At 72.3% G+C, this 26,260-nt stretch carries 9 protein-coding genes; 5 read left to right on the top strand and 4 right to left on the bottom strand.

What is annotated here, in order from left to right:
- Window positions 1-23: 23 nt before the first annotated feature.
- On the bottom strand, window positions 24-2,360 hold the full coding sequence (locus tag ACZ4UV_RS32065; RefSeq protein WP_467842907.1) for a glycosyl hydrolase family 95 catalytic domain-containing protein: 2,337 nt from the start codon (window positions 2,358-2,360) through the stop codon (window positions 24-26).
- 240 nt (window positions 2,361-2,600) lie between these two features.
- Here ACZ4UV_RS32065 and ACZ4UV_RS32060 point away from each other — a divergent pair, with 240 nt between their 5' ends.
- Window positions 2,601-3,272 (top strand): polysaccharide lyase family 7 protein, encoded by a 672-nt coding sequence (locus ACZ4UV_RS32060; protein WP_451019739.1) that lies wholly within the window; start codon window positions 2,601-2,603, stop codon window positions 3,270-3,272.
- Window positions 3,273-3,282: 10 nt separating this feature from the next.
- Here the strand turns inward: ACZ4UV_RS32060 and ACZ4UV_RS32055 are convergent, their stop codons facing one another.
- A complete protein-coding gene (locus ACZ4UV_RS32055) occupies window positions 3,283-4,242 on the bottom strand; it encodes a ricin-type beta-trefoil lectin domain protein (RefSeq protein WP_467842564.1) in 960 nt (319 codons plus the stop codon).
- Between the two features lie 296 nt (window positions 4,243-4,538).
- Here ACZ4UV_RS32055 and ACZ4UV_RS32050 point away from each other — a divergent pair, with 296 nt between their 5' ends.
- The 3 genes from ACZ4UV_RS32050 to ACZ4UV_RS32040 are packed head-to-tail and all read left to right on the top strand — an operon-like array spanning window position 4,539 to window position 10,887.
- On the top strand, window positions 4,539-5,114 hold the full coding sequence (locus ACZ4UV_RS32050) for a sigma-70 family RNA polymerase sigma factor (RefSeq protein ID WP_451019737.1): 576 nt from the start codon (window positions 4,539-4,541) through the stop codon (window positions 5,112-5,114).
- Window positions 5,111-6,286 (top strand): serine/threonine-protein kinase, encoded by a 1,176-nt coding sequence (locus tag ACZ4UV_RS32045; protein ID WP_467842561.1) that lies wholly within the window; start codon window positions 5,111-5,113, stop codon window positions 6,284-6,286. The genes ACZ4UV_RS32050 and ACZ4UV_RS32045 overlap by 4 nt, the downstream gene beginning before the upstream one ends.
- A 59-nt stretch (window positions 6,287-6,345) precedes the next feature.
- Entirely contained in the window at window positions 6,346-10,887 is a 4,542-nt protein-coding gene (locus ACZ4UV_RS32040; protein ID WP_467842559.1) for an FtsK/SpoIIIE domain-containing protein, read from the top strand.
- 69 nt (window positions 10,888-10,956) lie between these two features.
- Here the strand turns inward: ACZ4UV_RS32040 and ACZ4UV_RS32035 are convergent, their stop codons facing one another.
- Together ACZ4UV_RS32035 and ACZ4UV_RS32030 are read right to left on the bottom strand one after the other, a co-directional pair.
- Entirely contained in the window at window positions 10,957-11,268 is a 312-nt protein-coding gene (locus ACZ4UV_RS32035) for a hypothetical protein (protein WP_046730425.1), read from the bottom strand.
- Window positions 11,269-11,314: 46 nt separating this feature from the next.
- Window positions 11,315-12,175 carry a hypothetical protein gene (locus tag ACZ4UV_RS32030; RefSeq protein ID WP_467842556.1) on the bottom strand — a complete coding sequence of 287 codons (861 nt, stop codon included), beginning with the start codon at window positions 12,173-12,175 and terminating at the stop codon, window positions 11,315-11,317.
- A gap of 171 nt (window positions 12,176-12,346) precedes the next feature.
- On the opposite strand from ACZ4UV_RS32030, the gene ACZ4UV_RS32025 reads away from it, so the two are divergent.
- The gene (locus ACZ4UV_RS32025) at window positions 12,347-26,245 is read left to right on the top strand and encodes a hypothetical protein (RefSeq protein ID WP_467842936.1); all 13,899 of its coding nucleotides are present in this window, start codon (window positions 12,347-12,349) and stop codon (window positions 26,243-26,245) included.
- Window positions 26,246-26,260: the final 15 nt, after the last annotated feature.

The following is a 26,260-nucleotide window of genomic DNA, read 5'->3' as shown; positions in this document are numbered from 1 at the left end:
TGAACTTCCCTTGGGGTCGGTGGTTACGGCAGTCCCCACGCCGCGCCCGGTTCGCTGACGGCGACGGGGGCGATGACGAGATCGGGGCGGGAGCCGGAGTACACGAGGACCTCGCGGCCGCGGGGCAGGTCGATGGCGAGGGTGCCGTCGCCGAGGTCGTGGGTGCGGGCCGGGGTGCCGTCGTCGAGCAGGACGGTGAGCCGCCCGGTCAGGCCGTGCCGGAGCTTGAGGGGCTCGCCGGCGAGGCTGCGGATCCGGATGAACCGGGTGCTGCCGGCCTCGCGCACCGCGCTGACCAGGAAGGCGCCCTGGGTGCGGAAGTCGTGCAGGGTGAGGTCCGCCCAGGCGGTCGGGACGGCCGGGAAGACGCGGATGATCCCGCCCCAGCTCTGGCAGAACATGTCGTGCAGGGACTGCGAGGCGGACAGCGGGGTCTCGATGACCGGACCGGCCTCGGTGTAGTGGGTGTTGGCCCGGCAGGGGTAGCGGGTCGTGGGGTCGAAGAACTTCCGCAGGTAGCCGATGGCGGTGTCGCCGTCGCCGGTCATCGCGTACATCGAGGCGGCCCCGGTGTAGCTGTAGCCGCGGTGGGCGCCGGTCAGCGCGTGCCAGCGCACGACGGACTTCGTGATCAGGTCGCGGTTCTCGGGCTGGTCCCAGTTGACGAGGTACAGCGGGTACACCATCAGCAGGTGCGAGTAGTGCCGGTGGGACTGGTCGTACGGCGTGTCGGCGCCGATCATGAAACCGTTGTCGTCGACCGGGAACGGGGTGAGCCGGGTCAGTATCTCCTGCCAGCGCGGCTTCAGCTCGTCGTCGACACCCAGCAGTTCGGCGGAGTCGAGGAGGGTCTGGCAGCCCCAGCGGATCAGGGCGAGGTCGTAGTTGGTGTCCTGCGGCGGGACGACCGGGTACTCGGGCGAGAGCGTGCTCGGCAGGTGCAGCCTGCCGTCGCTGCCCGGGGTGAGGAAGTGCCAGTAGTAGGTGATCGTGCGGCGCAGCAGCGGGTAGATCGTGTCGCGCAGGAGGGACTTGTCCATGGAGTGGCGGTACGACAGCCAGACGTTGTGCAACGCCCAGGTGAGATCCCCGGTCTCGGCGCCGGTTCCCGGTTGCCCCACCTCCCGGTTGGCGAACATGTCGGAGCTGCGGCCGATGCCGGAGCTGTCCGAGCGGTAGGCGGCGGGCACGTTGGCGGTGAGCTGTTCCTGGCTCTGGCGCAGGGTGGTGGCGAGGGAGTCCAGTTCCTGGTGGTTGAAGGCGTGGATCAGCCAGTATTCGAGCTGGACGTTGAGGTTCCACCAGACCGCCGGCCAGGGGGTGGGTTCCAGCCAGGGTCCGGGGGTGGCCATGACCGGGCCGTCGGCGCGGCTGGCGGAGGCGACCTTGTAGAGCTGGATCCAGTGGAAGCTCTGCAGCCGCTGGTCGGGGAACGAGACGAAGCTCTTCTGGTAGAAGGCGTGCCACCAGCGGGTGTGGCGTCGCCTGAGTGTGCTGTATGACACAGCACTCCGCAGGTGACGCCTGGAGTCCGCCTCGGCGGCGCTGTCCGAGGGGAAGCTGTGCCCGACGCTGAGCAGGAGTTCGTCGCCGGTACGGCGGTAAGAGGTGGCCGTCTGGCCGCCGCCGGTCAGGGGTTGGAGGACCTGCTCGGTGCCGTCGGCCGTGGTCCGGGTGGTCCAGGGCGGGTTGGCGGTGTAGCCGGCGGGCGGTGCCTCCTGGATCTTGCGGGGGCTGATGGCCTCCTCGGGGTGGAAGGTCCACGTGACGTGCTCGCCGCCGGCGGCCGTGGCGCGGACGGCGAGGACCTCGTCGTGGATGAGGGCGGCGAGGGTGAGGGTGCCGGCGGTGGTGGTGACCGTGCCGGTGAGTTCGGCGTTCCACAGGCTGAGGCGCCAGTCGACGGCGGTGATGGTGCCGACCGGTTCCAGGGTGAGGTGCCCGACGGGGAGGCGGGCGGTGCCCCAGCCGCTGCCGAACTGCGGGCGGTGGTCCTGGACCCGGCCGTGCTGGACGGTCAGGCGGATCTGGTTGGCGCCCGGTTCCTGGTAGATCATGCTGCCGAGCAGCCCGTCGCCGAGAAACGGCCCCTCGTACCAGAGGGTCGGCAGCCTGCTCCACAGCAGGTCCTGTGCGCGCAGGAACCGGTCCCAGGCACCGTCGGTGGTCATGGTGTTGCGGAGTTTCCAGGGGTGTCGGGCTCCGGCGGGCTTCTCCGACTCCCCGTGGGCGGCGAGGGCCGGTTCCGTCGACGCCGCGTGGGCGGCCCCAGGCAGGGCGGCGACCGCCGCGCCGCCGAGGGCGGTGCCGAGTACGGCTCTGCGGGGGACCGGTGAACGGTTGTCCGGGTGCGAGGTCATCATCGTCCTCCATACCTGACGGATCATCGATACATCGGGTGTATCGGCGAACCTAGGGACCTCACGTACGCCTGTCAACAGCCGCAACGCAGCAGAGATCGCGCTTACTTGAGCCATCAAACGCGCTTGAGCATCGCGTTCACATCAATAACCTTGACTCAAGTAGTTGACTCCTCCGATGTATTGGGGTTGCCTGCGTTCGCGATTTCGTTCGCGACTCCCCACCGGAAAGGACAGTCGATGAACCGGAGATCCCTCTTACGGGCCGGCACAGGAGCGCTGTTGGCCCTCCCCCTGACCGGCTTGACCGACGGCGTCGCCACCGCGGCCGCCACCCCGACCGACGGGTGGACGCAGACGTCGTTCACCTACAGCTGGCAGAAGCCCTGGAACCTCGCCCTCAGCGACCGGCACAGCTCCAGCGGGGGCGTCGAGCGCATGTGGGTGTACGCCACCGACGAGCCGTTCGAGGAGGGCAGCGGCACCGACCCGCGCACGGAGATGCGCTGGAAGGTCGACTACAGCACGGGCGGCCACATGTGGGACGCCGACGTCTACCTGCCGTCCGGCACCGACGGGGCGACCTTCGTGCAGATCCTGCGGAGCGTCCACCCCTCGGGCACCCCGGCGACGGACATCATGCTCGACGTCTACGACACCGGCGGCGGCACCGTGCGGCGCTACGACGGCACGGTGCTCAGGACGGACGCGTACGACACCTGGTTCAACGTCAAGCTCGCCCATGAGGCGAGCACCGGGACCGGGACCGTCAAGGTCTACCTGGACGACTCCCTCGTGCTGACCGTCGACGACCGGGGCCCGGCCACCCGGTACTTCAAGAACGGCGTCTACAACCACGGTTCCGGCCGCGCGGAGGCCCGTTTCCGCAACCTCCGCTACTGGACCAGGTGACGGGCCGTGGTCAGCCCTTGTGCCACTTCTGGTTGGGCGTGCCCGAGCAGGTCCACAGCTGGAGCTTGGTGCCGTTGGCCGTGCCGTTGTCGGTGACGTCCACGCACTTGTCGGCCAGTGCGCTGACCAGGTCGCCCTGTGCGCTGAGGTAGAACAGCTGGGCACGGTTGCCGCTGCACTTGGCGACCTGGATCGCGGTGCCGTTCGCGGTGTTGGCCCAGGCCAGGTCCATGCACAGGCCGAGCGAGCGGATGGTGCCGTCCGACTGGAAGACCCACTTCTGCTTGGCGGCGCCCGAGCAGTCCAGGATCTCCAGCCGGGTGCCGTCCCCGCCGGCGTTGGTGACGTCGATGCACCGGCCGGATCCGGTCCCGACGAGCTTCACACCGGGCACGGTGGTGGTCTTCGTACCGCTGCCTCCCGACGAGGAACTGCCGGAGGAGGAACCGCCGGACGAGGAGTCGCCCGACGAGGAGGACTTGGAGCCGCCGGACTTCGAACCGGAGGACGTGGAGCCGGAGGTCGAGGTCGAGTTCGAACCGGAGCCGACGGAGCCGCCTCCGGACTGCTGCCCGGTCGAGCCGGTGCCCGCGCCGCCGGCCGACCCGGAGTCGCCGGAGGTGGTCTTCTCGGGCTTGTGGGAGGCGGTGTGCGAGGGCGTCGGGGACGAGGACGGCGACGGGGACGCGGATTCGCCGGTGCCGGACAGCGTCGTCGGCTCCCCCGCCGCCACCACGGCGGCCGGTGTGGTGTCCGGGTCCGGGAAGAGGTCCACCCGGCTCAGCAGCGGTACGGCCAGGGCGGCGACGACGGTGAGCCCGGCCGCCGCGCCGACGGTCCCCCACACCCGCACGCCCGGCACCAGCCCGCGGCGGGGCACGGCGGGACGGCGGGCGAAGGTGTCGCTGAAACGTCCCGCCGGGGTGCCGGGCCGTTCCGCCGAGGGCCGGGGTTTGCGAAGGGGCGGCACGTCGTCTCCTGAGGGTCTCGTGAAGGTCTCGGAACGCCCGGAACATGCGGGGCACAGGAACAGTAACCAAGGCTCGGCGCCGATCCGCCCGCCCGTCCACGAAGATCCGGCCGAACGTCACCTTCCGTCCACCTATGCGGAGTTGCCTGTGACGAACCTGTTGAAGTCCGGGACGAGGGCGGCTTCGGGAACTGGCGTTATTCGCGCTAGCGTTCGTGCCTGACACGTTTCACAGTGACACAGAGCAACCCCGCACGACAGCACAACAGCACCACCGACACCGGAAGGCGGAGGCCGTGAGCCTCATCGACCATGATCGCGCCGACGGCGCGGACCGGACGCTCGGCCTCCTTCTCGCGGAGCGCGACAGCCTGCGCCGCTTCGTGACCGGCATGATGGGGCGCGACCCCCACGGCGCGGAGGACGTCGTCCAGGAAACCCTGTTGCGGGCCTGGCAGTCGGCCGGCCGGCTGGACTGGCGGGACCGGCCCATCCGGATGTGGCTGTTCCGGGTGGCCCGCAACCTCGTGGTCGACGGCCGGCGCCGGGACCGGAGCATCCCGGTCGGAATCACGGCGGCGGACTTCGGCGGTGCCGTCCCCGCGCCGGTTCCCGACCACGCCGAACAGGTCGGTGACCGCCGGGTGCTGGTCTCCGCCCTGCGCACCCTCGCTCCCGCCCACCGGGAGGCCGTCGCCCGGGTCCATCTGCTGGGCCAGCCCGCCGCCGACGTGGCCCGCCAGCTCGGGCTGCCCCCGGGCACGGTCAAGTCCCGTACCCACCACGGCATCCGCGCGCTGCGCGCCACCCTCGAATCCCACGGCTGCCGCCCGGCCGGGACCGAGCACCTCCGGGGAGAGACGACCTCATGACCTCCGACACCATCACCACCCTGCTCGGCCTCGTAGGCGTCCTGGTGCTGGTCCTCGCCGTCACGCACTGGCTGGTCCGGCGCGGCGGCGGCTGGAAGGCCCTGTGGCGCCGGCTCGGGCGTGAGATCAGCCTGACCGCGAAGGCGTTCACGGGTCCGGTCCGCACGGAGCTGCGCTACCGGCGCGGTCTGCGCCTGCTGGTGCGGCTGCTGCGCGACCCGGCCGTGTGGTCCGACGCCGAGCGGGCCACGGCGCTGGCCGCGGCCGTCCGGCCCGGGGTGCGGCCCTACGGCGTGCTGGCCGGCCCGGAGTGGATGGCCGTGCTGGTCGCGGCCGACGGCGACGCGCTGCGCGAGCCGCCGGAGCCCTGGGCGGCGGACGAGAGCGACCCGCGGCTGTGGTGGATCGACCGTGCCGATCTGACGGACGACGGCGTGGAGTCCGCCGTACCGCTGCTGGTGTGCGTGGGGCACGACATGGGCCACGCCGTGCTGCTGGACGTTCGTTCCGGTCCGCCCGCGCTGTCCGTGTACGGCCCGTCGCGCGCCGCCCGCTCGGCTCGCGCGGTGCTCCAGGCACTGGCCGCGCAGCTGGACGCCCGGCTGCCGGAGGGCCGGGTCGTCATCGCCGCCGGGGTGCACCCGCGGCATCCGGGGATGCCGGCCGCGGCGGCCGTCGGGCAGCCCGGCATCGAGGTCGCGGTGTGCGCCGATCCCCTGGAACGGCCACTGCCGTCCGGTGTCCGGCTGCTGAGCCTGGGCGTCGCCCGGGGCCGGACCCGGCTGCTGGAGATCGCCCCGGACGCGGTGCTCACGGTGCACGGCGCGCCCGCCGCCGCCCGCGTCGACGCGCTGCCGCTGGCGCGGGCCGTGGCCCGGACACTGGCCGCGCTCCCGCCGGGCCCGGACCTCCCGCACGACGATGCCGCGGTTCCGGCGGACGCCGTGTCCACGGCCGACCCCGACCTGCTGCCGGACGAGCCGGACCTCGACGCCGGCGCGGCCCCCGCCGCCGAGCCGACCGGGGTCTCCGCGACCCGGCCGGCCCCCGCGCCCGAGCCGGCCCACGCGCCGGTGCCCGCCCCCGCCTCGGCCGTCGAGAGCGACGACTTCGCGGAACCGAGCGCCGCAGAGGCGGCCGGTGTCTCCGCGACCTCACCGCAGGCACCGTGACGGCCTGACCGCCGTACCCGTCCCCCGATCCCGTACGAACGAACGCCCGGCTGGGAGCCGTGAACCTCACCATCACCACCGTGGACGCCACGGACGGACAGCGCCGCGACCACCAGGTCCGGCTGCCCTCGAACGCCACCGTCGGCGATCTCGCCGCCGCCCTGACCCAGGACGAGGCCGCCGCCACCGGCGGTGCGGACTGGGCGGCGGCCGGCGCGCCGCGGGCCCGGAACCTCTACACCGGCGACCACCGGCTCGATCCCGCAGCGCCGGTGTCCGGCAGCGGGATCCGGGACGGCGGCCTGGTCGGACTCGGCGGCCCGGCCCGCCCGGCCGACCTGGTCCGGGTCCAGGACGACGCCGACCCGGACGGGGTCCTCGCCGAGGTGCACCTCGTCTCCGGGCCCGGCGCCGGGCGCACCTGGCGGCTCGGTCCCGGCAGCCACGAGATCGGCACCGACCCGCTGTGCGCCCTGCGCCTCGACGCGGCGGACGGGGTACCCGAGCACGGACTGTGGGTGACCGTCGGCGCGGACGGCACCGCGGCCTGGCAGCGCATCGACGACGATCCCGAGGCCGCCGTGCGGGCCCGGCTCGCCTCGCCGCCGCCCGACGACGCCATCACCCAGTTGCGCCGTCCCCGCCCGCAGCCGCCCCGCGAACGCCCCGCGGGGCCCGGCCCGGTGCCCTGGCCGGCCGGTGAGGACCTGACGGTGGGCCCGGTACTGCTGCGGATGAGCTCCCCGGTCGAGGCGGACGCGGCCGTCACACCGTCCGCCGACGGCTACGGCGTGGACTACAACCGGCCGCCGCGCATCGCCCCGCACCTGGACGCCGAGCGGGTCCGGCTGCCGCAGCCGCCGTCGCCGCCGCAGAAGCGGCCGTTCCCGACCGTGATGATGATCTCCCCGATCGTCCTCGGCCTGTTCATGGTCAGCATCTTCAAGTCGTACTACTTTCTGGTGTTCCTGTTCCTCAGCCCGATGATGATGCTGTCGAACTGGGCGACCGGACGCCGTGCGGCCCGCAAGCAGTTCCTGGAGTCGGAGGCGGCCTACGAGCGGCGCCGTGACGTCCTGGAGGAGCAGGTCCGGGACGCGGTGGTGGGCGAGCGGCGGGTGCGGGACAAGACCGGCCCGGACCCGGCGTCGGTGGCCCTGATCGCGACCGGACCCGGTGGCCGGCTCTGGGAGCGGCGCCGCCGCGACCCCGACCATCTGGTGCTGCGCCTGGGCACGGTGGACCAGCCGTCGGTCCGGGAGCTGGAGGACCCGGCGCGGGACGAGAACCACCGCTCGATCCGCTGGAACATCCCCGACACGCCGATCGGTGTCGACATCACCGCGCACGGCGTGGTGGGCGTCGCGGGTCCGGCCGCCGAGGTGCAGCCGCTGGCCCGCTGGCTGGTGGCGCAGGCCACTGTGCTGCACAGCCCGCGCGACCTGAGGATCGTCGTCCTGACCGAGCCCGACCGGGTGGCGGACTGGGCGTGGACGCGCTGGCTGCCGCATCTCAAGCCCGGTACGGCCGGTGGTCCCGTCGTCCTGATCGGCAACGACCCGGAGTCCACCGCCGCCCGGATCAGCGAGCTGGTCTCCCAGGTGCAGTCGCGCCGCCGGCAGGCCGGCAACGAGCGTGACGTGGTCTTCACCGACCCGGACGTGCTGGTGATCGCGGACGGTGCGCGGCGGCTGCGCGACGTGCCCGGCATGGTGCAGGTGCTGACCGACGGCCCGCGGGTGCGGATCTTCAGCGTCTGCCTGGACGAGCAGGAGCGGCTGCTGCCCGAGGAGAGCACGGGTGTCGTGCTCGCCGCCGACGGGCGGCTGACCGTACGGCGGCCGGGCGCGCCCGACCTGCCGGCGGTGCGCGCCGACCGGGTCTCCCCCGAGTGGTGCGAGCAGCTGGCCCGCGCGCTGGCCCCGGTCCGGGACGTCAGCCCCGAGCACGACGCCGGACTGCCCCAGCGGGTCCGGCTGCTCGACCTGCTGGACCAGGAGCCACCCAACGCGCAGGCCCTGCTGCACCGCTGGCAGACCGATCCCGCCTCCACGACCTTCCTGATCGGCACCGGCTTCGACGGTCCGCTCTCCCTGGACCTGGTGCAGGACGGACCGCACGGCCTGGTCGCGGGTACGACGGGTTCCGGCAAGTCGGAACTGCTGCAGACGTTCGTGGCCTCGCTGGCCGCCGCCAACCGGCCCGACGAACTCACCTTCGTGCTGGTCGACTACAAGGGCGGCAGCGCGTTCAAGGAGTGCGCCAACCTGCCGCACACCCTCGGCATGGTCACCGACCTCGACGCCCACCTCGTGGAGCGGGCCCTGGAGTCGCTCGGTGCCGAACTGCGGCGCCGGGAACAGGTACTGGCCGCCGCCGACGCCAAGGACCACCCCGAGTACCGGGCCAAGCGGGCCGCCGACCCCTCGCTGGCCCCGCTGCCCCGGCTGCTGCTGGTCATCGACGAGTTCGCCACCCTGGTCCGCGAGGTCCCCGACTTCGTGCCCGGGTTGATCAGCATCGCGCAGCGCGGCCGCTCGCTCGGCATCCACCTGATCCTGGCCACCCAGCGCCCCGCCGGTGTGGTCACCGGTGACATCCGCGCCAACACCAACCTGCGGATCGCGCTGCGGGTCACCGACATGACCGAGAGCCAGGACATCATCGACGTCAAGGACGCCGTCGACATCTCCTCCGGCACCCCCGGGCGGGCCCTGGTCCGGCGCGGTCCGAAGCAGGCGGACCCGTTCCAGACCGCGTGGGTGGGCGCGGAGCGGCCCCGGCAGACCCCGGCCGCCGCGGCCGAGCCGGAGGCCGGTCCCCGCAAGCCGGTGCGCTCGGTGGATGTGGGCTGGGACGCGCTCGGGCGCCCCGCCGAACTGCCCGCCGAGACGCGGACGGTGACGGTCGCCTCCGCACAGGGGCCGGCCCCGACCGACCTCCAGGCGCTCGTCGAGGAGATCCGCACCGCGGCCGACCTGCTCGACGACTTCACCCCGCAGCCCAGCCCCTGGCTGCCCCCGCTCCAGCGCGAGCTGGTCCTGGACGACCTGGACGAGCTCGGCGCCACCCGCGAGGGCCGGCTGGTGATCCCGTACGCCCTGGAGGACGTGCCGCAGCTCCAGCAGCGCCGGGTGGCCGTGGCCGACCTGGCCACCTTCGGGCACCTGTACGTCATCGGCGCCCCGCGCTCGGGCCGTACCCAGGTGCTGCGGACCATCGCCGGGTCGGCGGCGCGGGCGGCGAGCACCGCCGACGTGCACATCTACGGCATCGACGCGGGCGGCGGCGGACTCACCGCGCTCGGTGCGCTGCCGCACTGCGGTGGCGTGGTCTCCCGGCACGACCTGGAGCGGCTGGGCCGGATGCTGCACCGCCTGAACCGGGAACTGACCGAGCGCCAGGACCTGGCGCAGACGCACAGCGCGACCGGCATCGCCGAACTGCGCAAGCTGCTGCCGAAGGCCGAACGGCCCGCGCACATCCTGCTGTTCATCGACGGCTGGGACTCGCTCTCGGTCATCATCGACGAGCACGACCACGGCCAGCTGGTGCAGGAGGTCACCCGGCTCATCCGCGAGGGTGCCGCCGCCGGCATCCATGTCATCGCCACCTCCGAACGCTCCCTGCTGGGCGGGCGGATGGCCGCGCACAACGACCACAAGCTGCTGCTGCGGCAGGGCGACCGCAGTGACTACCAGGCGGTCGGCATGATGCCGAACAAGATTCCCGCCGACATCCCGCCGGGCCGTGGCTGGCACGTCCTCAGCGGCACCGAGACCCAGGTGGCGCTGCTGACGGCCGGCGGCGGCACCGAACAGGCCGAGGCACTGCGCACGATCGGCGAAACCGCCCGCCAACGGGATGCGCAGGTGCCGGACGCCCGGCGGCCGTTCCAGGTCGCGGTGCTGCCGCGCTCGGTGGAGTTCGCCGAGGCCTACGAGAAGGTCGCCCAGACCGACCGGCGTCCGATGTGGGGGCTGCTCGGCGTCGGCGGCGACGAGGGCGGCCCGGTCGGTACGGACCTGGCGGGTTCCGCCTCGGCGTTCGGGGTGTTCGGCCCGGCCGGGTCCGGCCGCAGCAACGCCCTCGCCTCGATCGCGGTGTCCCTGCTGGCCGGCGGCACCTCGCTGGTCGTCCTCACCCCGCGCGAGTCGCCGCTGCGTGCCCTGGAGCGGCACGCCACGGCCACCGTGCTCACCGAGAACGACCCGTCGGCGGACACCGTGCGGGCGGCGCTCGACGCGCTGCCGGGCCCGAAGGTGGTGATGATCGACGACGCCGATCTGCTCACCAGCTCGGCGGCGGACAAGCTCCTCAAGGAGATCGCCGTCTCGGGCCGCGACCGGGGGCTGGGACTGGTCTACGCGGCTTCGGCGGAGGGCTTCCAGAGCGGGATGAGTGGCTGGACGCTCGCGGCCCGCCGGGCGCGGCGCGGTCTGCTCCTTTCGCCGAAGAACCTCACCGAGGGCGACCTGGTCGGCGTACGGCTGATGCCCAGCGTGGTCCGGGCGACGACGCACCCGGGCCGGGCGTGGACGGCCGGTCCCGGGGGCGGGCTGCTCGCCCTCCAGGTGCCGCTCACCCCGCTGCGCGCCTGACCCCCGCCGCGCGGCACGAGGAGGGGCCTTCCCGGACTTCCCGGGAAGGCCCCTTCTCGCGTACGGGTGTTACGAGTTGTTCTGCAGGCTGCTGCTGATGCCCTGGTCGAACTGGATCGCGTTCTCCTTGATGCCGTTGAACATCTCGGAGAAGTCGTTGATGCCCTTCACGGCGGCCAGCAGGCTGGTGTCGAAGTTGTTGTAGGTCGTGCGGATGACCTCGCTGGACTGCTGGAAGACCATGCCGTCGTCGACGAGGGTGTTGACCCGGTTGCGCAGGTTGCTGAGCACCGGCAGCAGGTTCTCGTGGGCGTCGTGCAGCAGGCTCACGACCTCCTCGATCTTGTGGTAGTCGAGGTTGATGCCGTTGTAGCTGGCCATGGGGTTCCTGTCCGTTCCTGTCGGTCTCGATGCGGTTGTCGGGTGGTCACCAGGCGGCGGGCGTGGAGTTGTAGTCGTCGTCCCCGCCGCCGCCGCCGTCGTCGTCGGTGTTGCCGCCCACCTGCTGCCAGTCCGGCTGGTTGCCGTTGGCGTCCTTGGGGCCGCGGGTGTACTCGGTGCGGTCGCCGTCACTGCCGGTGGTCACCATCGTGCCGCTGCCGTCGGAGTTGAGGTTGGTCTCCGAGTGCACGGTGCTGCCGTCCGGGTACGAGGTGTCCGTGGTGTAGTGGTTGCCGTCGCTGGAGTAGTTGGTGACCGAGGTGTACGTCTTGCCGTCGTAGGTGACGGTGGACTCCTCCTTGATCACGTGGCGCTGGTCGTCGAGCGTGAGATGCGTGTGGACGCTGCCGCGGTCGGTGGTGATCGTCTGGTCCAGCGGGGGGTCGCCGGGGTCGGTGGCGGAGCAGAAGTCCGGCATCTTGCCGTCCGGGCCGGGCACGCACTGGTCGAGGTGGGACTGCTTGTAGTCCCACAGGTCCTTGTCCCGGAAGTAGTTCTGCAGGCCCAGGTTGCTGCCCGTGATGCCCATGCCCTGGGCGAGTTCGGAGTCGAACGACAGGAACGCCTCGCCCACCGAACCGAAGGCGCCCGCCAGCTCCTTGAGGCCCTTGTCCGCGTGGGACATGGTGCTGCTGGCGTTGGAGTAGAAGCCCGAGAGCGCGTCGGCCAGGGTCTGGTCGCCCAGGACCGTCAGGGCCTCGCTGGAGGTGTATCCGTCGTAGTCCGTCTGGCCCAGCCGCGAGAAGGTGCTGTTGTCCAGGAGCGGACCGATGTCGCCGGCCAGGTTCTCCAGGTCCCGTTTGGCGTCGTTGAGGACGTTGTATTCGATTTTGAGGCTGTCGGCCATGAGTGGTCCTCCCAGTCGCGACTCCGGTCAGTTGGACCACGCCGCACGCGCCGCGCCGGTTCACCGCGGACGACGGCTGTAACCCAGATCACGTGAACCGCAGCGGCCGCTGGGGCGTGGTCAGTTGGGGAGTGACCGCCCCGAGCCCGTCAGCTTCCGGGAGGAACCCGTATGCCGCGCCCGACCGACTGGAACGCGATCGGGCTGGACAGTGACCCCACGCCCGGTGATCCCGACCAGATCCGGACGCTGTCCACGGAGCTCAACCACCTGGGTTCCGAGGCCCGCCGCATCAGCACGGCGATCGACGCGGTCATGAACACCGCCGGTGACAGCGTCTTCGTCGGCGAGGCCGCCGACGCCCTGCGCGGCAAGGTCAACGACCGGCTGCGCGGGCACATCGAGGACGTGGCGCAGTCCTTCGAGAGCGCGGCGACCGCGCTGACCACCTGGGCGGACAAACTCGTCGACCTTCAGTCCCGGGCCGACGGCGCGCTCAACTCGGGCCGCGGGCTGTCCGAGGACGATCCCGACCGGGAGACGTACGCCTCGACGGCCCGGCAGGCCGGCACCGAGCACGGCGAGGGTGCCGCCGCGGCGGCGAGCAGCATCTCGGGTGTCTCCAACATCCAGCTGCCGATCTCCAAGTGCCAGATCTTCTGGGAGGCGTTCCAGTGGCTGGCGATCATCCTGATCGTGCCGGCGCTGATCTTCGGCGGTCCGATCGCGCTGCTCGCCCTCGGCGTCAACCTGACCCTCTTCATCAAGACGATCGTCGACTTCGCCAACGGCAACGCGAGCTTCCTCGACCTCTTCCTCGCCGGCCTCGGCATCCTGGCGCCCACCACCAAGGCGCTGCCGATCTTCCAGATCATCAAGAGCGTCGGTACGACGGCCTTCGCGAAGGGCTTCGCCAACATCGCCCGGGGGACCTTCCAGGCCCTGCGCAACCTGTTCACCAACGGCTTCCGCCCCACGACCCTGCTGCTCGGGCTCAAGGACCTGGTGCGGCTCGGCAGCACCTGGGTCTACAAGGGCGGCCTGTGGGTGCTGGACGGCATCCACAACCTGCCCGGCATCATCGGCCGTGGGGTCAACTCGGTCGGTCTGACGATCGTGCAGGGCTTCAAGGGGATCCCCGCGTTCGTCCGCGGGCTGCCCGAGACGCTCTCCAAGGGCTGGGAGACGACCAAGACCTGGCTGGGCAAAGAGTTCGGCGGCACCAAGTGGCTGCGGATCTTCCTGCCGGTGGACGCGGCGGAGATCGGCGAGTACGGATTCGCGCGCGCCCTGCGGATCGGTCTCTTCGACCGCGGTGTGCTCGGGCAGCACGTCTTCGGCGCCCCGATCACCAGCAGCATCGGCCGTACGATCAGCTCGGTCCCGGTCGACCCGCGCACCGTCGACGCCCTGGTCGACATGCCCCGCATCCAGCTGAACGAGGTGCGGTTCGGGGCGGGTTCGGGGCAGAGCAGCATCCGCAACCTGGACCTCAACATCCCGAGCACGCATCTGGACGTCACCTCGACGCTGCGGCCGCCGTCCCTGAACCTGGGTGACGTCGGCGCGATCGCCCACCGCGGCAACTTCGGTGTCCACGCGGCGCGCACGGTGGACGCGCTGGTCGACATGCCCCATGTGCAGCTGGGCAACGTGCGCGTGGAGAACTTCGGCGCGCTGGGCGGCCATGCGGAGCTCGGGGTGAGCGCCGTCGCCACGCCGACCGTCACCACCGCGTCCGGCCTGCACGTGCCCGCCTCGGCCGGGGTCCCCGGCGCCACCCACGGCATCACCGACACGCCGGTGGCGGCCGTCTCCGGGGGCGCCCACACCACGCTCACCGGGCTGCCTCCGACGCCGGCGAACCTCACCTCCCACGCCGACGTGCTGCTGCCGGGCGGCGCGCACAACGCCACCCACACACCGGGCAGCACCGTCCTCACCGGCACCCACTCCGCACCGCCGCCGGTCGCGGCCACGCTCGGCGACCTCCCGACCGGCAACCCGACCGCGGGCACCCTGCACTCCGCGTTCACCGGCACCCCGGGCGTGGGCACCGTGCACGCGCCGGGCACCCCCGGCATCGGCGCCGCCCACACCACGCTGACCGGCACGCCGGGCACGAACATCGCCCACACCGCCCTCGACTCGGCACCGGCACCCGGCGCCCCGCACGACGTGGCGGCGCCGCACAGCCTGCTCACCGGCCCCACGACCGTCGCCCACCCCTCCCCGACCGGCATCGGGCACGGCGGACCGGGCAGCGTCGACGCCGGGGTCTCGGCCTTCGACCTGCTCGCCGGCACCCGCCACAACACCCCGCACTCCCCCGTGGCGCCCGGCACCGGCGACACCCTCGCCGACCGCACCACCAGCGCCCTCAACGCCCACCAGACCCGTCTCCACCTCGACGAACTCGTCCATCAGCCGGGCTCGCCGCGCCCCGGCACCCCGGCGGAGCGGCTGCCGCACGGATCGCCGTCCCCGGCGCCCGGGACGCCGGACCGGCTCACGATCACCCCGGCCACCCCGGACCGGCTGACGACGAGCCCGGCGAACCCCATCACTGGCGACCGGTTCACGGTCAACGCCGGGACGCACGAGGCGGCTCCGACCCCCGTCGGCGGCTCCGGGCACCCGGGTCCCGGCGGCGACCACAGCCGCTCGGCCCTCGACCTCGTCGACACCGGCCGCAGCGCCCGCACCACCGACAGCCCCGCCTTCGCCGGCACTCCCGCCCACACGGACGCCGACAAGGGCCTGGCCGGATCGGCCACCGGAACGTCCGGGCATGCCCCGGAGCACCTGCCGGAGCAGGGCGCCGCATCCTCGGCCTCGGCCTCGGGCGACAAGTACAAGCTGCAGTTCGACGAGTCCGCCCTCGGTCATACCGTGAAGGACTTCGACGGGGTCAAGGTCGTCACCGACAGGATGAGCGCCCCCTACCTCGGCGGGGCGAGCGTCGACTTCGTGAACACGGTCGAGAAGCAGGGCTTCACGATCGACATGCCGTCCGGCTCCGGGGGCCACGGCGGCGACGCCTTCGACTCCGCGCCGGCCGCAGCCCACTCCGACGGCTTCGACAAGCTCCTGGAGGACCCCAACGTCGTCAGGGTGCCCGGCGACCATCAGCTGGCGCTCAAGGCACCGCGCACCGGCACGCCCGAACTCCACGGCGGCGCAGTCGAGTCGGGCCTGTACACCGTGGAGAAGCAGGGCACCGCCATCGTCGTACGGCAGCTGGACGCCGTCGGCGGCACGGTGGCGCACAGCTGGACGTTCAAGCGGCTGGGCGGCCTCCGCCTCGCCGAGGAGACCGTGCGGTTCGGCGACGGCCCGTTCAGCGGGGTGAGCGTCAAGGTCGCGGGCAAGTCCGTGGACTCCGTGAGTGACGGCGCCGGTACCTGGCCGGCGAGGCTGAGCGGCGAGGACGAGATCGTCGTCGCCTCCACCTCCGGCAACCACGTCTACAGCCGGTCCACCGGCGACCTGCTGCGCACGTCCACCCCGGACGTCGCCCTGCCCCCGCGCCCGGCCGGACTCACCGGCCCGGCCGCGGACAGCTGGGACGCCGCCGCCCACGCGGCCCGCGGGCACATGGGCAAGGCCGCCACCGACAACGAGACCAAGCTCTTCATGCAGGGCGTCATCGGCGGCGCCTTCACCTCGAAGAAGGGATACGGCGGCTTCGTCAACCCCAGTGCCCTGGAGGCCAATCCGGGCCTGGTGGGCAAGGTCAAGCAGTTCAACAAGGTCGCCGGCGACCTCATGTTCGAGGGTCCCAACCAGCGCATGACGGTGTGGCGGGGCGTGTCCATGGACCCGCGGGCCGCCCAGGCCGACGTGTTCGTGGAGCGGCTGCCCGCCTCGACCTCCAACAACCGCGCCTTCCAGGCGGAGTGGGCGAAGAACGGCGTCAACAGCAACCGCGTCGTCTTCGAGATCGACGTTCCCGCCGACCACGGCAAGCTCGCCATGGCCTACCCGCCGGGATACGAGAAGGCCGCCGACGACGCCCTCGCGCTCAACCAGGACCAGTGGGAGATCACCCTCTCGCCGACCCGACTCAAGCGCACCGGCCCGGCCCGTGTCGAGGGTGACATCACCGTCATCCCGGTACGGGCCGAACAGATCCCGGAGGCCCAGCTCGGCGACCTCATCAACGCGAAGTGGTCCGGGCTGCACTCGGGCGAGGCGTTCGAGGACTTCGGCCGCGCCTTCGGGCAGGACGCGATGCGCCGCTGGGAAGGCCTCGGCGACGCAGTCGTGCGGGAGGGCGGGGACGGCCCGAACGTGAAGACGTTCACCGTCGGCCGGCCAGGCTACGCGGACGAGATGACCATCACGGTCACCCACAAGGTGGACGACAACGCGGTGTCCGTCACGATCACCGGCGGCGACCGCACCTTCACCAGGGAGTGGAGCGGCACCGGCTTCAACGACCTCGCCGCCGACCTGCGCGGCCACGTCCTCCACAACAACGAACTGCTCAGCTCCCTGCCGACGCCGACGTCCTGGGGCAAGGAGCTGCCGAGCCCCGCCCACCCCACCGCGGCGCACACGGAGACGCCCGTCCCCAGCCCGACCCGGGGCACGCCCGACACGGAGACGGCCCTGCCGGGGGCCACCCACACCGGTCCCGACACGGAAACGGCCGTACCGGGCTCTGCGCACGGGACCCCCGACACGGCGCCCGCACCGCGGCCGGACACCCCGCGTGCGGGCGGTGGCCAGGAGCTGCCGGGGCGGGGACCGCGGCTCACGCCGGCCCAGATCGAGGAGGCCTGGTTCCGGGACGGGCAGCGCGTCGACGCGTTGTTCGGCCACGCGGACGACCCGCTGCGGCAGGCCCGTCGCGACGCCTGGCGGGACTACGTCCAGGCGCGTTACGACCTGGGCCGGGCCGAGGACCTGCTGCCGCACAACGGCCACGCGGGCGGCTCCAACGGCCCCACCGTCGCCGAGATCCGCGCCCGCGACAGGGTCGACACCGCCCGGCAGCAGTACGACGCCACCCGCACCCGCCTGACCGACCTCGACGTCAACCCGGTGCGGATGGAGGCCGACCTCTCCGCCCTGCGGCAGCTCAGTCTGAAGGAGCGGCCCCGCGCGCTCGGCGGCACGGCCCTGCCCGCCGACGACGCCACTCCCCCGCCCGCCCACTCCGCTCCGGCCCTCCACAGTGAGACGGAGGCGGCCGCCCCGCTGACGCCTCCGCAACAGCTGGCCAAGTCCCTCGGCGAGCACACCGAGGCCCAGCGCGGCGTGCAGCAGGCCGAGAGCAACCTCGCCAACGCCGGCGACAACCAGCGCCCGGCCATGCAGGCGGCCCTGGACAAGGCGAACGACGAGGCGTCCCAGATCGCGGTCCGCCTGGACGAGGACATGACGCAGGCGTTGAGCGACGGCCGGCTCTCCCAGCGCGACCTCAACCTGCTGGTCGACCAGTTCGCCGGCGCCGGCGAGATCCAGCGGGCCCTGCGGTTCCAGGAACACGCCCTGAGTCTGGACGCCCAGGCCCGGCACGCGCCCGAGGCCGCCGACGCGGACCATTTCATCAAGACCGGCAAGGAGATCGAGGAGCAGTCGCTCGAACTGCGTGGTCTCACCCAGCGGCTGGAGAACCTGGTCAAGTCGGGCAAGAAGACCCCGCTGGAACTCCAGGGCCTCGCCCAGAGCCTCGACAAGGCGGCCGACAACCTCGACGCCTCCCTCAAGGGTTTCGTCAAGGACGCCGCCGAGCTGGGCGGTGTCTACACCCTCCGCAACGAACACGCCCCCGTCTCCACCGTGGCCCACGAGCTCGCCAGGAAGGTCGACGACGCCGTCAAGGCCGCGAGGCCCGGCGACTCCATCGCCCCGAAGGGCTTCCACGGCACGGAGTTCTCGATCTCCCGCCTCCAGCGCGACATGCCGGAGATCGCCCGCCACCTCCGCAGCAACAAGGCGTACGCCGAGGTGCACACCGGAAAGCAGTGGAAGGCCGAACTGCCCGGCTCGCAAGACCAGTGGAAGAAGATCTTCCCCGAGTTCGAGGACTTCGAGAAGCTCTCCGACGCGCAGAAGACGCATTTCGTGGAGAAGCTGTCCGAACGCAACATCACGCAGTTGCGCCGGGACGTCGACGAGCTGCTGAACAGCCTGCCGCAGGCGGAGCGCGCACAGTTCGAGAAGCTGCTGACCAGCCTGGAGAACCTGCCCTACCGCATCAAGCACGCGACTCCCGCCTACCACGCCATCGCCAACAGCGGTGTGATGTCCTCACAGGGCGACCTGACCCGACGGGGCATCAGGTTCCTCGCGTCCGGCAAGAGTTCGGGGAAGAACACCTCCAACCTCGGCAACGACGACTTCGTCTTCTTCCGGATGGAGGCCGGCGACAAGCCGATGGCGACCCGGTACGGGCCGACCACACTCGTCTTCGACGCCAAGGTCCTCAAGGAGCGGGGCGGTTGGGTTTCGCTGCACGACCAGCTGCACCCGCTGGACCGCGAGACGATGCGCGACCTGAAGTTCGGCGACGACACGGTCCGCAGCGCCAAGTACGACGACCGCTTCGACGAGATGGGCAAGCGGGCCCGCTGGACGTACGAGTATCCCGGCGGCGGCGAGTCCCGCACGGTCTCCTTCGACCAGGAGGTCTTCCACGGCGCGCACGTCCAGGAGGCGCTCGCCCTGTCCGTGGTGCGCGAGGTGCACCGGATCGGCGGCGGGTTCAAGGACGATGTCCTCAAGCTCGTCCAGGGTCCGGTCGATGTGGAGAAGATGGGCGCGGTGGTCTCCAAGCTGTACCGGCCCGAGGCCAAGTTCGGTTCCGGGCTGCCGATCAACCCGTTCTCCAGCCAGGTCGAATCGCGGTGGCCGAAGCCGCTCAAGGTCCACGACATGGAGGGCGACGGACGCTATCTCGCCGACGGCACGGTGGACCCGGCCGCGCGGGCCGCGGGCAAGGCGTTCGACGAGGCGTCCGACAAGGTGCGCCAGGCCGACAACGCCGTCGTCAGCGGCAACAGGAAGGCACAGCGCTACAACCTCAACAAGGCACAGCCCCTCGCCAAGCAGGCGGTCGAGCTGACGCAGCGGTTCCACGACATCGCCCAGGGCGCCCGCAAGGACATGGCGAAGGGGCTGCTCGACGAGCGGACGAAGCTTCTCGACGACATCAACGGACGTATCGACGCCCTGAAGCAGCAGCCCGACCCGGACGCGGTGAAGACGCAGCCCAGGCCGGGCAGGAACCAGGGCGCCGGGACCTCCTCGTCGGCCGCCGCGCCGAACGGACCCAACCTGAACACGCTCCCGCAAGCGGCCGAGGACGCGCTCAAGGCCGTGCCGGGCATCACCGAGCAGATGAAGAAGATGGTCCGGGCACTCGCCAACTCGGACGGCTTCCGGTCCCTGCCGGACTCCAAGGTCGGCGCGCAGACCACTGCGGCCGTCGACCTGGGCAGGACCGCCTTCGACAAGGCGTTCAAGCACCTGTCCAAGGCGAAACTGGTCTACGGCGACGGCGCGGGCCTCCACTTCACGGACGACGGCCGCCGGCTGTTCCTGCCGCCGAGCGCCGACACCAAGACAGCGGCGCCGTCCGGGTCCGGTGCGACCGACGTCCACACGACCCCGGCCCACGCCCAACACGAGCTCCCCCACACCCAGTTGGGTGCCGACACCAAGGCCCCCGCGGTCACCGGCGACGGCCTCACGTCCCACAGCCCGGACACCACCTCCCCGGCGCCGCACGACCTCGGCACCGGATCACCGGCACCGCACCACGCCGACACGCACACCGTGTCTCCGGCACCCCACGACCTCGACACCAAGTCCCCGACGCCGCACGACACCGACACGCAGTCGCCCGCACCGCACCGCATCGACTCCGAGACGGCGCCGCCGCTGATCAAGGAGAGCGACACCACCGTTTCGCACTCGACGCATCACGGCGCCGCCACGCACCCCCTCGACGCGGAGACCACGCCGCAGCACCTCTCCGACACCATCACACCGCACCGTCCCGCTGAGACCGAGACGGAGACCTTCCAGCCCCACCCGCTCGACACCGGCACGCCTCCGTCCCGGCTCACGGAGACGGACACGACCACACCGCACCTCGCCGCCACCGAGACACGCACACCCCATCTCGCAGACACCGACACCACCCCGCCGCACCCCAACGAGACCGACACCACCCCGCCCCACCCCACCGAATCCGACACGGCCGCAACGCATCTCGACGACGTCCACTCGGCCGCCCCGCACCGCACCGGCGACGGCGACTTCGCCTCGATGCCCCCGCGAGACGACACACGGCTCGGCGGCGGCCGGTCCACACGGCCGCTCGGTGACGCCGTCCTCGACGACATGCTCGGGCCGCCCCGGCGGACCGGCGACACCACTGCGACGGCGGCGCCCGGCACCGCTCGCCCGGCCGCGCCCGACCTCCTCGACCGGGCCGCCTTCCGCCGTAACACGTACCGGGAGAACGGCATCCGCGCCCGCTCGCAGATCCGGTACGTCGACCGCGCCCTCGACGCCTTCCACCGCGTCCCCGCCGACCAGTTGGCGCAGCGGGCCCAGGCCCTCGACAACCTGGCCGACGCGGCCCAGCGCTTCCTGCGGGACCGCCCGGACTCCGTCCGCCGCGCCGGAGTGGAACAACTGCTGCACCAGGTGCGGGCCGAGGCGAACGCCCACCGGCTGCTCGACGACTTCCGGCGGCTCGGCGGCGACGGGGACGGACTGGCCGGCCGCGTCCGTACCGCGCTCGCCGACGGCGGCACGACCCCGCACACGCAGACCAGACTCCAGACGGTGCTCGACGGCATGGACAGGTCCGCGCAGGCCCAGCGGCAGATTGACGCCCTGAGCCTGCTGGACGGCACCCGGCCGCTCCGGAACACCGGTGACACCGCCCTCGCGGCACCGCCCCGGCTGGACGGCGACACGACCCCGGCGGCACCCGCCCGCCTCGACGGCGACACCAGCCCCGCGGCACCCGTCCGTCCCGACATCGACAGCACCCCCGCCGCACCCGCCCGGCCGGACCGCGGCAAGGGCCCGGCCGTACCCTCCCGGCAGCCCGGGGAGACGCCGTGGGCGGAGGATTCGGCGCGGTTCGACGAGCTGCTGGGCGGCGACGGCCGGCCGTTCCGCGAGGCCTGGGTCGAGCTGTCGTCCGCCCGGGTCGAACTGAACCGGGTCGAGGATCTGCGCACCGCGCCGGGCGGAGCCAGCACCTCACGGGGTGTCAGTGAGTACGACGTGCAGCTCAACCACGAACTGATCGCCGCTCAGGACCGGTTCCGCACCGCGTACACGAACCTGGAGGACCTCGGAATCCCTCCGACCGAGATCGAGGCCCGGATCCAGGAGATCCAGATCGGGGCCACCCGGCGCGGCGCGACGCTCGGCGCGGGCAAGCTCGAAACGCTGCCCGACACCGCCCCGCCCGTGGTCAACCACGTCGCTCTGAACAACTCGGGCGTGAGCGGGCCGAACGGCCTGACCATCGAGCGGAGCGTGGGCCAGGACGGCGCGGTGACGCTGCGGATGGTCGACCAGCACTTCCACCCGGACCCGACGCGCACGGTCGTCGCCCGGACGGACGGCGGTTTCGACGTCCGGCACACTCCGTCGGACACCGTCGACACCTACACCGCGAACGGCGACCGGATCGCCTACGACATGCCGCTGCGCGGGGCCGACGGCGGACCGACAGGACTGCGCCTGCACACTGACATCAACGGCCACGGCGCCCGCCAGACCCTGACGGTGCAGGGCTTCGGAGCGGACCGGCTGACCGCCTTCCCGCTGCCCGACGACGCCACGCGGATCACCCATCTCGACACCGGCGTCACCCAGCGCGTGGACTCCCTGGGTCTCCGTCTCGACGAGGGCGTCCAGCTCACCGGCCGGGACGGTGTCCCCGCCGAGGCCGACCGGGTGTGGGTCACCGACGGCGCCGACGTCCATGTCACCGATCTCGCGGGCAACCGGCTGGACCTGCGGGTGCAGGACCTGGGTGACGGGAACGGCATCAGGGTCACCGACGGGACGACCGGGGTGTCCGTACGCCACGACGGCGGGGGCCGCCTCCAGGAGACCGGTGTCTCGCTGACCGACCCGCGGGGCGATCGCGGGCAGCGGTTCCTGGCCGGCGACGGCGCGGGCCGCTTCACGCTGACCGACGAGTCCGGTGCCCGGCAGCCCCAGACGGTCACCACGCTGCCCGGCGGCTCCGGTTTCCGGGTGACCGACGAGACGAGCGGCGCGACCAGCAGGTTCACGGCCGACGGCCGTTACCAGGACGTCGGTCTCGCGCTGTTCGACCCGGCGGCGAACGCACGCGGCGGCCGGATCGTCGTACCGGACGGCGCGGGCGGTCACCGTCTCACCGACGCGGCGGGGCAGCCGCTGCCCCAACGGGTGGTCGCGGTCGGCGGCAACCGGCCGCGCACGATCGACGACGTCACCGGCGAGTCCGTGCTGTACGACGCCGAGGGCCGCCCGGTGACCACCTCGACCGCGCTGGCCGACCCACTCAGCGGGCAGCGCGGCGCCCGGTTCGCGGAGCCCGACGGCGCCGGCGGCCACCGTCTCACCGACGCCGACGGCAACCGGCTGCCCGACACCGTCACCGCGCCGGCGGACAACGGCGGTTTCCGCACCGTCCACGACACCGGTCACCGCACCTTCGCGCCCAACGGCGACTTCGCGGGCGACGGGCTGCGACTGACCGGACGGGACGGCGTACCGGCCGGGCATCTCGACCGGCCGCTCGGCGCGGCTCCCCGCCGGCTGGACGACGCCTTCGCGGCGGACCCGGCGCGGGCGGTCACTTTCGACCCGGCCGGCCGCATCGAGATCGCCCGCCCCGGCGGCGGCCACCAGGTCTTCGACCAGCACACCGGCCGGTTCGTCCAGGAGACGGTCCCGCTGCCCGGCGGAGGTCACCAAACCACCCTGGCCGACGGGACCTTCACCCGGTACGACGCCCAGGGCGCCGTCACGGCCACCGGCACCCCGCTGCCTGCGGGCCACGGCGGACGCCTTCTCGTCACGGATCCGCCGACCGCGGCGCACCCCGCCGCCTGGCTGGAGGACGCGGCGGGCGGCCGGCTCGCGCACTGGGACGCCGCCCGGCGGCCCGACGGCACCACCCGGATCGCCTTCAACGACCGGACCAGCCCGCGGCACGGCGAGTTCGTGCACCTGGCGGCCGACGGGAGCGTCGCCCGGCAGGGCTTCAACGTGCTGGACAACGGGCGGCGGACGGACTACCGGTACGTCGTCGACCACACCACGAACACCTGGGAGCGGACCACCAGGTCCGGTGCACCGGTGGCGTCCGGGGCCTTCCACCACGGCACCGCCGACCTGTCCGGCGCGGCGGGCGGTCACATCCAGCTGCTCAGCTCGACCAAGAAGCAGGTGCCGGTCTTCGAACGCCGGGTGCTGCCGGGTGGCTCCGGGGGTGTGGTCGACTCCTTCCGGCGGACCGACACGATCGACTTCGCCCGCACCAACCCCCGTACCCACTGGGTGCGGTGGGACGACACCGGCACTCCGGTCGGCACGGGCAGCCGGCACTACGACACGGCGGGCACCGGCTGGCGCGACACCGACGGCCGTGGGCGCACGGTGCGCGAGTACCGCGACGGGCTGCAGAAGTTCAACGGCCGGACCGGCCACACCCTGGGCGTCGACGACGGCAACGGGGCCTGGACCTGGCACCGTTACGACGGCGACGGCAGGGTGATCGCCTCGGGCCCGCGGACCCGGGAGCGCGTCGGCAGCGGCTGGACCGACCGCACCGCGGACGGCCGGATCGCCCAGCGGCAGTGGGGCATGGCCGAGTGGCCCGAGCGGGCCGGGCAGTACCAGGAACACGCCATGAACCCGGCCGACGGGACCCTCCGCGCCACCTGGGAGCGGCACTCCCCGCACGGCAAGGAGGTGGGCAAGCGCGAGGCCTTCGGCGACGGCTTCCTGACCACCGACCGCTGGCGCGAGCAGCGCCCGCCCACCTGGGTCCGCACCCGCTGGCTGGCCGGCGCCGAGCACACCCGGCCGCCGTACGCCCACGTCCGGGGCGACGACACCTACCAGTTGTTCACCTGGACGAAGGAGGCGCGCGACGGCGCCACCACCTCCGGGGTGCGTTACGTCGGCATGGACGGCAGCGCTCTCGACCTCGCGGCCGACGGCACCTTCGCGCGCTTCAGCGGCAAGCTGCACGACGGCACGTCCCTGAAGGTCGGCGATCACGCGGCGCGCCCCGGCCACGCCCCGGCCGATCCGGCCGCCCACCCCTGGCAGGCCGGCGACCTCAGGGGCTACCGCGAACCGCTCGCGAACGACCCGCAGGGCAGGCTCTGGCAGGACGTCCACCAGGACGCCGGCGGCGTCACCCGGACCGCCCGCGAGGGCCGCCCGAACGGGGTCGTGCGGGAGTTCACCGGTGACCGCACCTGGGTGGACCGGGACCCGCACGGCAACCTCGTCGGGCAGAGCCACGCCAACCCGGACGGCACCGCCGGACACGTGATCCAGGGCTCCGGCCGCGCCGACTCCGGCCGCTGGGCCTGGCGTGAGCTGGACGCCCATGGCACCGAACTCGGCCGCGGCCGACGGGAGTTCTTCCGTGGCTCGAACGACTCGCGGCTGCCCTGGGACGACTCCTACCGGGACTACGACGGCAACGGGAACCTGGTCCGCGAGCGCCGGATGCTGGACTCCGGCCGGTACGTCGACGCCTGGCGGGACGACCAGGGCAACTGGCGCGCCAGCACCCATGAACGCAACGGCACGCCCATCGCCGTGGGCAACGGCGAGCAGGTCCGCCGCTGGTGGAACGGCCGTGCGTGGCAGGACCAATGGACGGACGGCGCCCGCCACTTCCGTGACGAGCTGCGCGTGCCGGGCCAGGCCGCGCCGACCGTCCTGCGCGAGACCCCGTTGCACAACGGCGGACCGCTGCGGGTGCGGGCGTACAGCACGACCGTCACGCAGAACACCCCGGCCGGTTCGGTCTGGAAGGAGTTCGACCACGGCAGCGTGGTGCGGGAGCGCAAGGCGGACGGCGGCGGGTTCCTGGAGACCGACGCCTGGCGCGGCCAGTGGAACCGTTACAGCAGGAACGGCGATCTGATCGGTCAACGTACCGACAGCGGGCTGGTGTTCGAGCGGGACACGTTCAACACCTGGCGGCTGGTCGGCAACGAGTACGACTTCCGCGGCGCGCTCACCGAGATCCGCGGCTGGGGCCGTACCACCCGTGAGGCCCAGCGCATGCCGTGGTCCGGCACGCTCCTGCCGGACGGCAACGCGGCGCTGCGCGAGGCGCGTTACGAGCCGTACTGGCAGTCCGTGGCCAAGAAGGCGGCGCTGGAGTTCGGTCAGGAGTTCATCCTGGAGTTCGGCGCGAACCTCGCCGTCAACGGGATCGTGGCCGCCGTCCAGAACAAGCCCTTCACAGGCAAGGACGCACTCAAGTCGTTCGCCAACGCGGCGGTCGGCGCGACCATCAAGACCGGGCTGAGCACCGCGGTGCACGAGAACCGGGCCCTCGGGTTCGAGAGGCTCGGCCAGTTCAAGACGGGCATCGCCAACATCGACGGCGGCAAGCCGTGGACCCGCCGTCCGCTCAACCACGACAAGACCTGGGTCAACGAGTGGGCGGGCAACGAGACGCCGACCCGCTGGCGTGGCGGTATGTACGACTTCTCGTTCGGTGTCCTGAGCAGTGCGCTGTCCGGCTGGGTCAACGGCAGCATGAACGCGGCCGTGTGGGGCGTGACCGACGCGAACGGGCAGACCGTGAAGCTGCACGGCGGGGACGCGGTGTGGGAGGGCGGGATCAACGCCGCCGCCTCGGTCACCACGGCCGCCACCACCGGACTCGTCAAGAATGTCTTCGTGATGAGTGCCGGCAGCCGGCTCTTCCACCGCCAGGGCTTCGCCGACTTCTGGATCCAGCTACCCTTCAAGATCTTCGAGAAGACGATCCAGTCGCTGTACCTGACCAGTACGTATCGTGCGAGCATCAATCCGACGTACTACCAGGCACCGTGACCGGGCAGCGGCGAG

The organism is Streptomyces sp. NPDC028289, assembly GCF_055565975.1.
Note: the sequence above shows the minus strand (reverse complement) of the source record. Positions and strands in the feature narration are given on the sequence as shown.

What these genes read in the sequence shown, in the direction of transcription:
- ACZ4UV_RS32065 (WP_467842907.1), bottom strand. Translation starts at nt 2,360, where the DNA reads ATGACCTCGCACCCGGACAACCGTTCACCGGTCCCCCGCAGAGCCGTA.
- ACZ4UV_RS32060 (WP_451019739.1), top strand. Translation starts at nt 2,601, where the DNA reads ATGAACCGGAGATCCCTCTTACGGGCCGGCACAGGAGCGCTGTTGGCC.
- ACZ4UV_RS32045 (WP_467842561.1), top strand. Translation starts at nt 5,111, where the DNA reads ATGACCTCCGACACCATCACCACCCTGCTCGGCCTCGTAGGCGTCCTG.
- ACZ4UV_RS32035 (WP_046730425.1), bottom strand. Translation starts at nt 11,268, where the DNA reads ATGGCCAGCTACAACGGCATCAACCTCGACTACCACAAGATCGAGGAG.
- ACZ4UV_RS32030 (WP_467842556.1), bottom strand. Translation starts at nt 12,175, where the DNA reads ATGGCCGACAGCCTCAAAATCGAATACAACGTCCTCAACGACGCCAAA.
- ACZ4UV_RS32025 (WP_467842936.1), top strand. Translation starts at nt 12,347, where the DNA reads ATGCCGCGCCCGACCGACTGGAACGCGATCGGGCTGGACAGTGACCCC.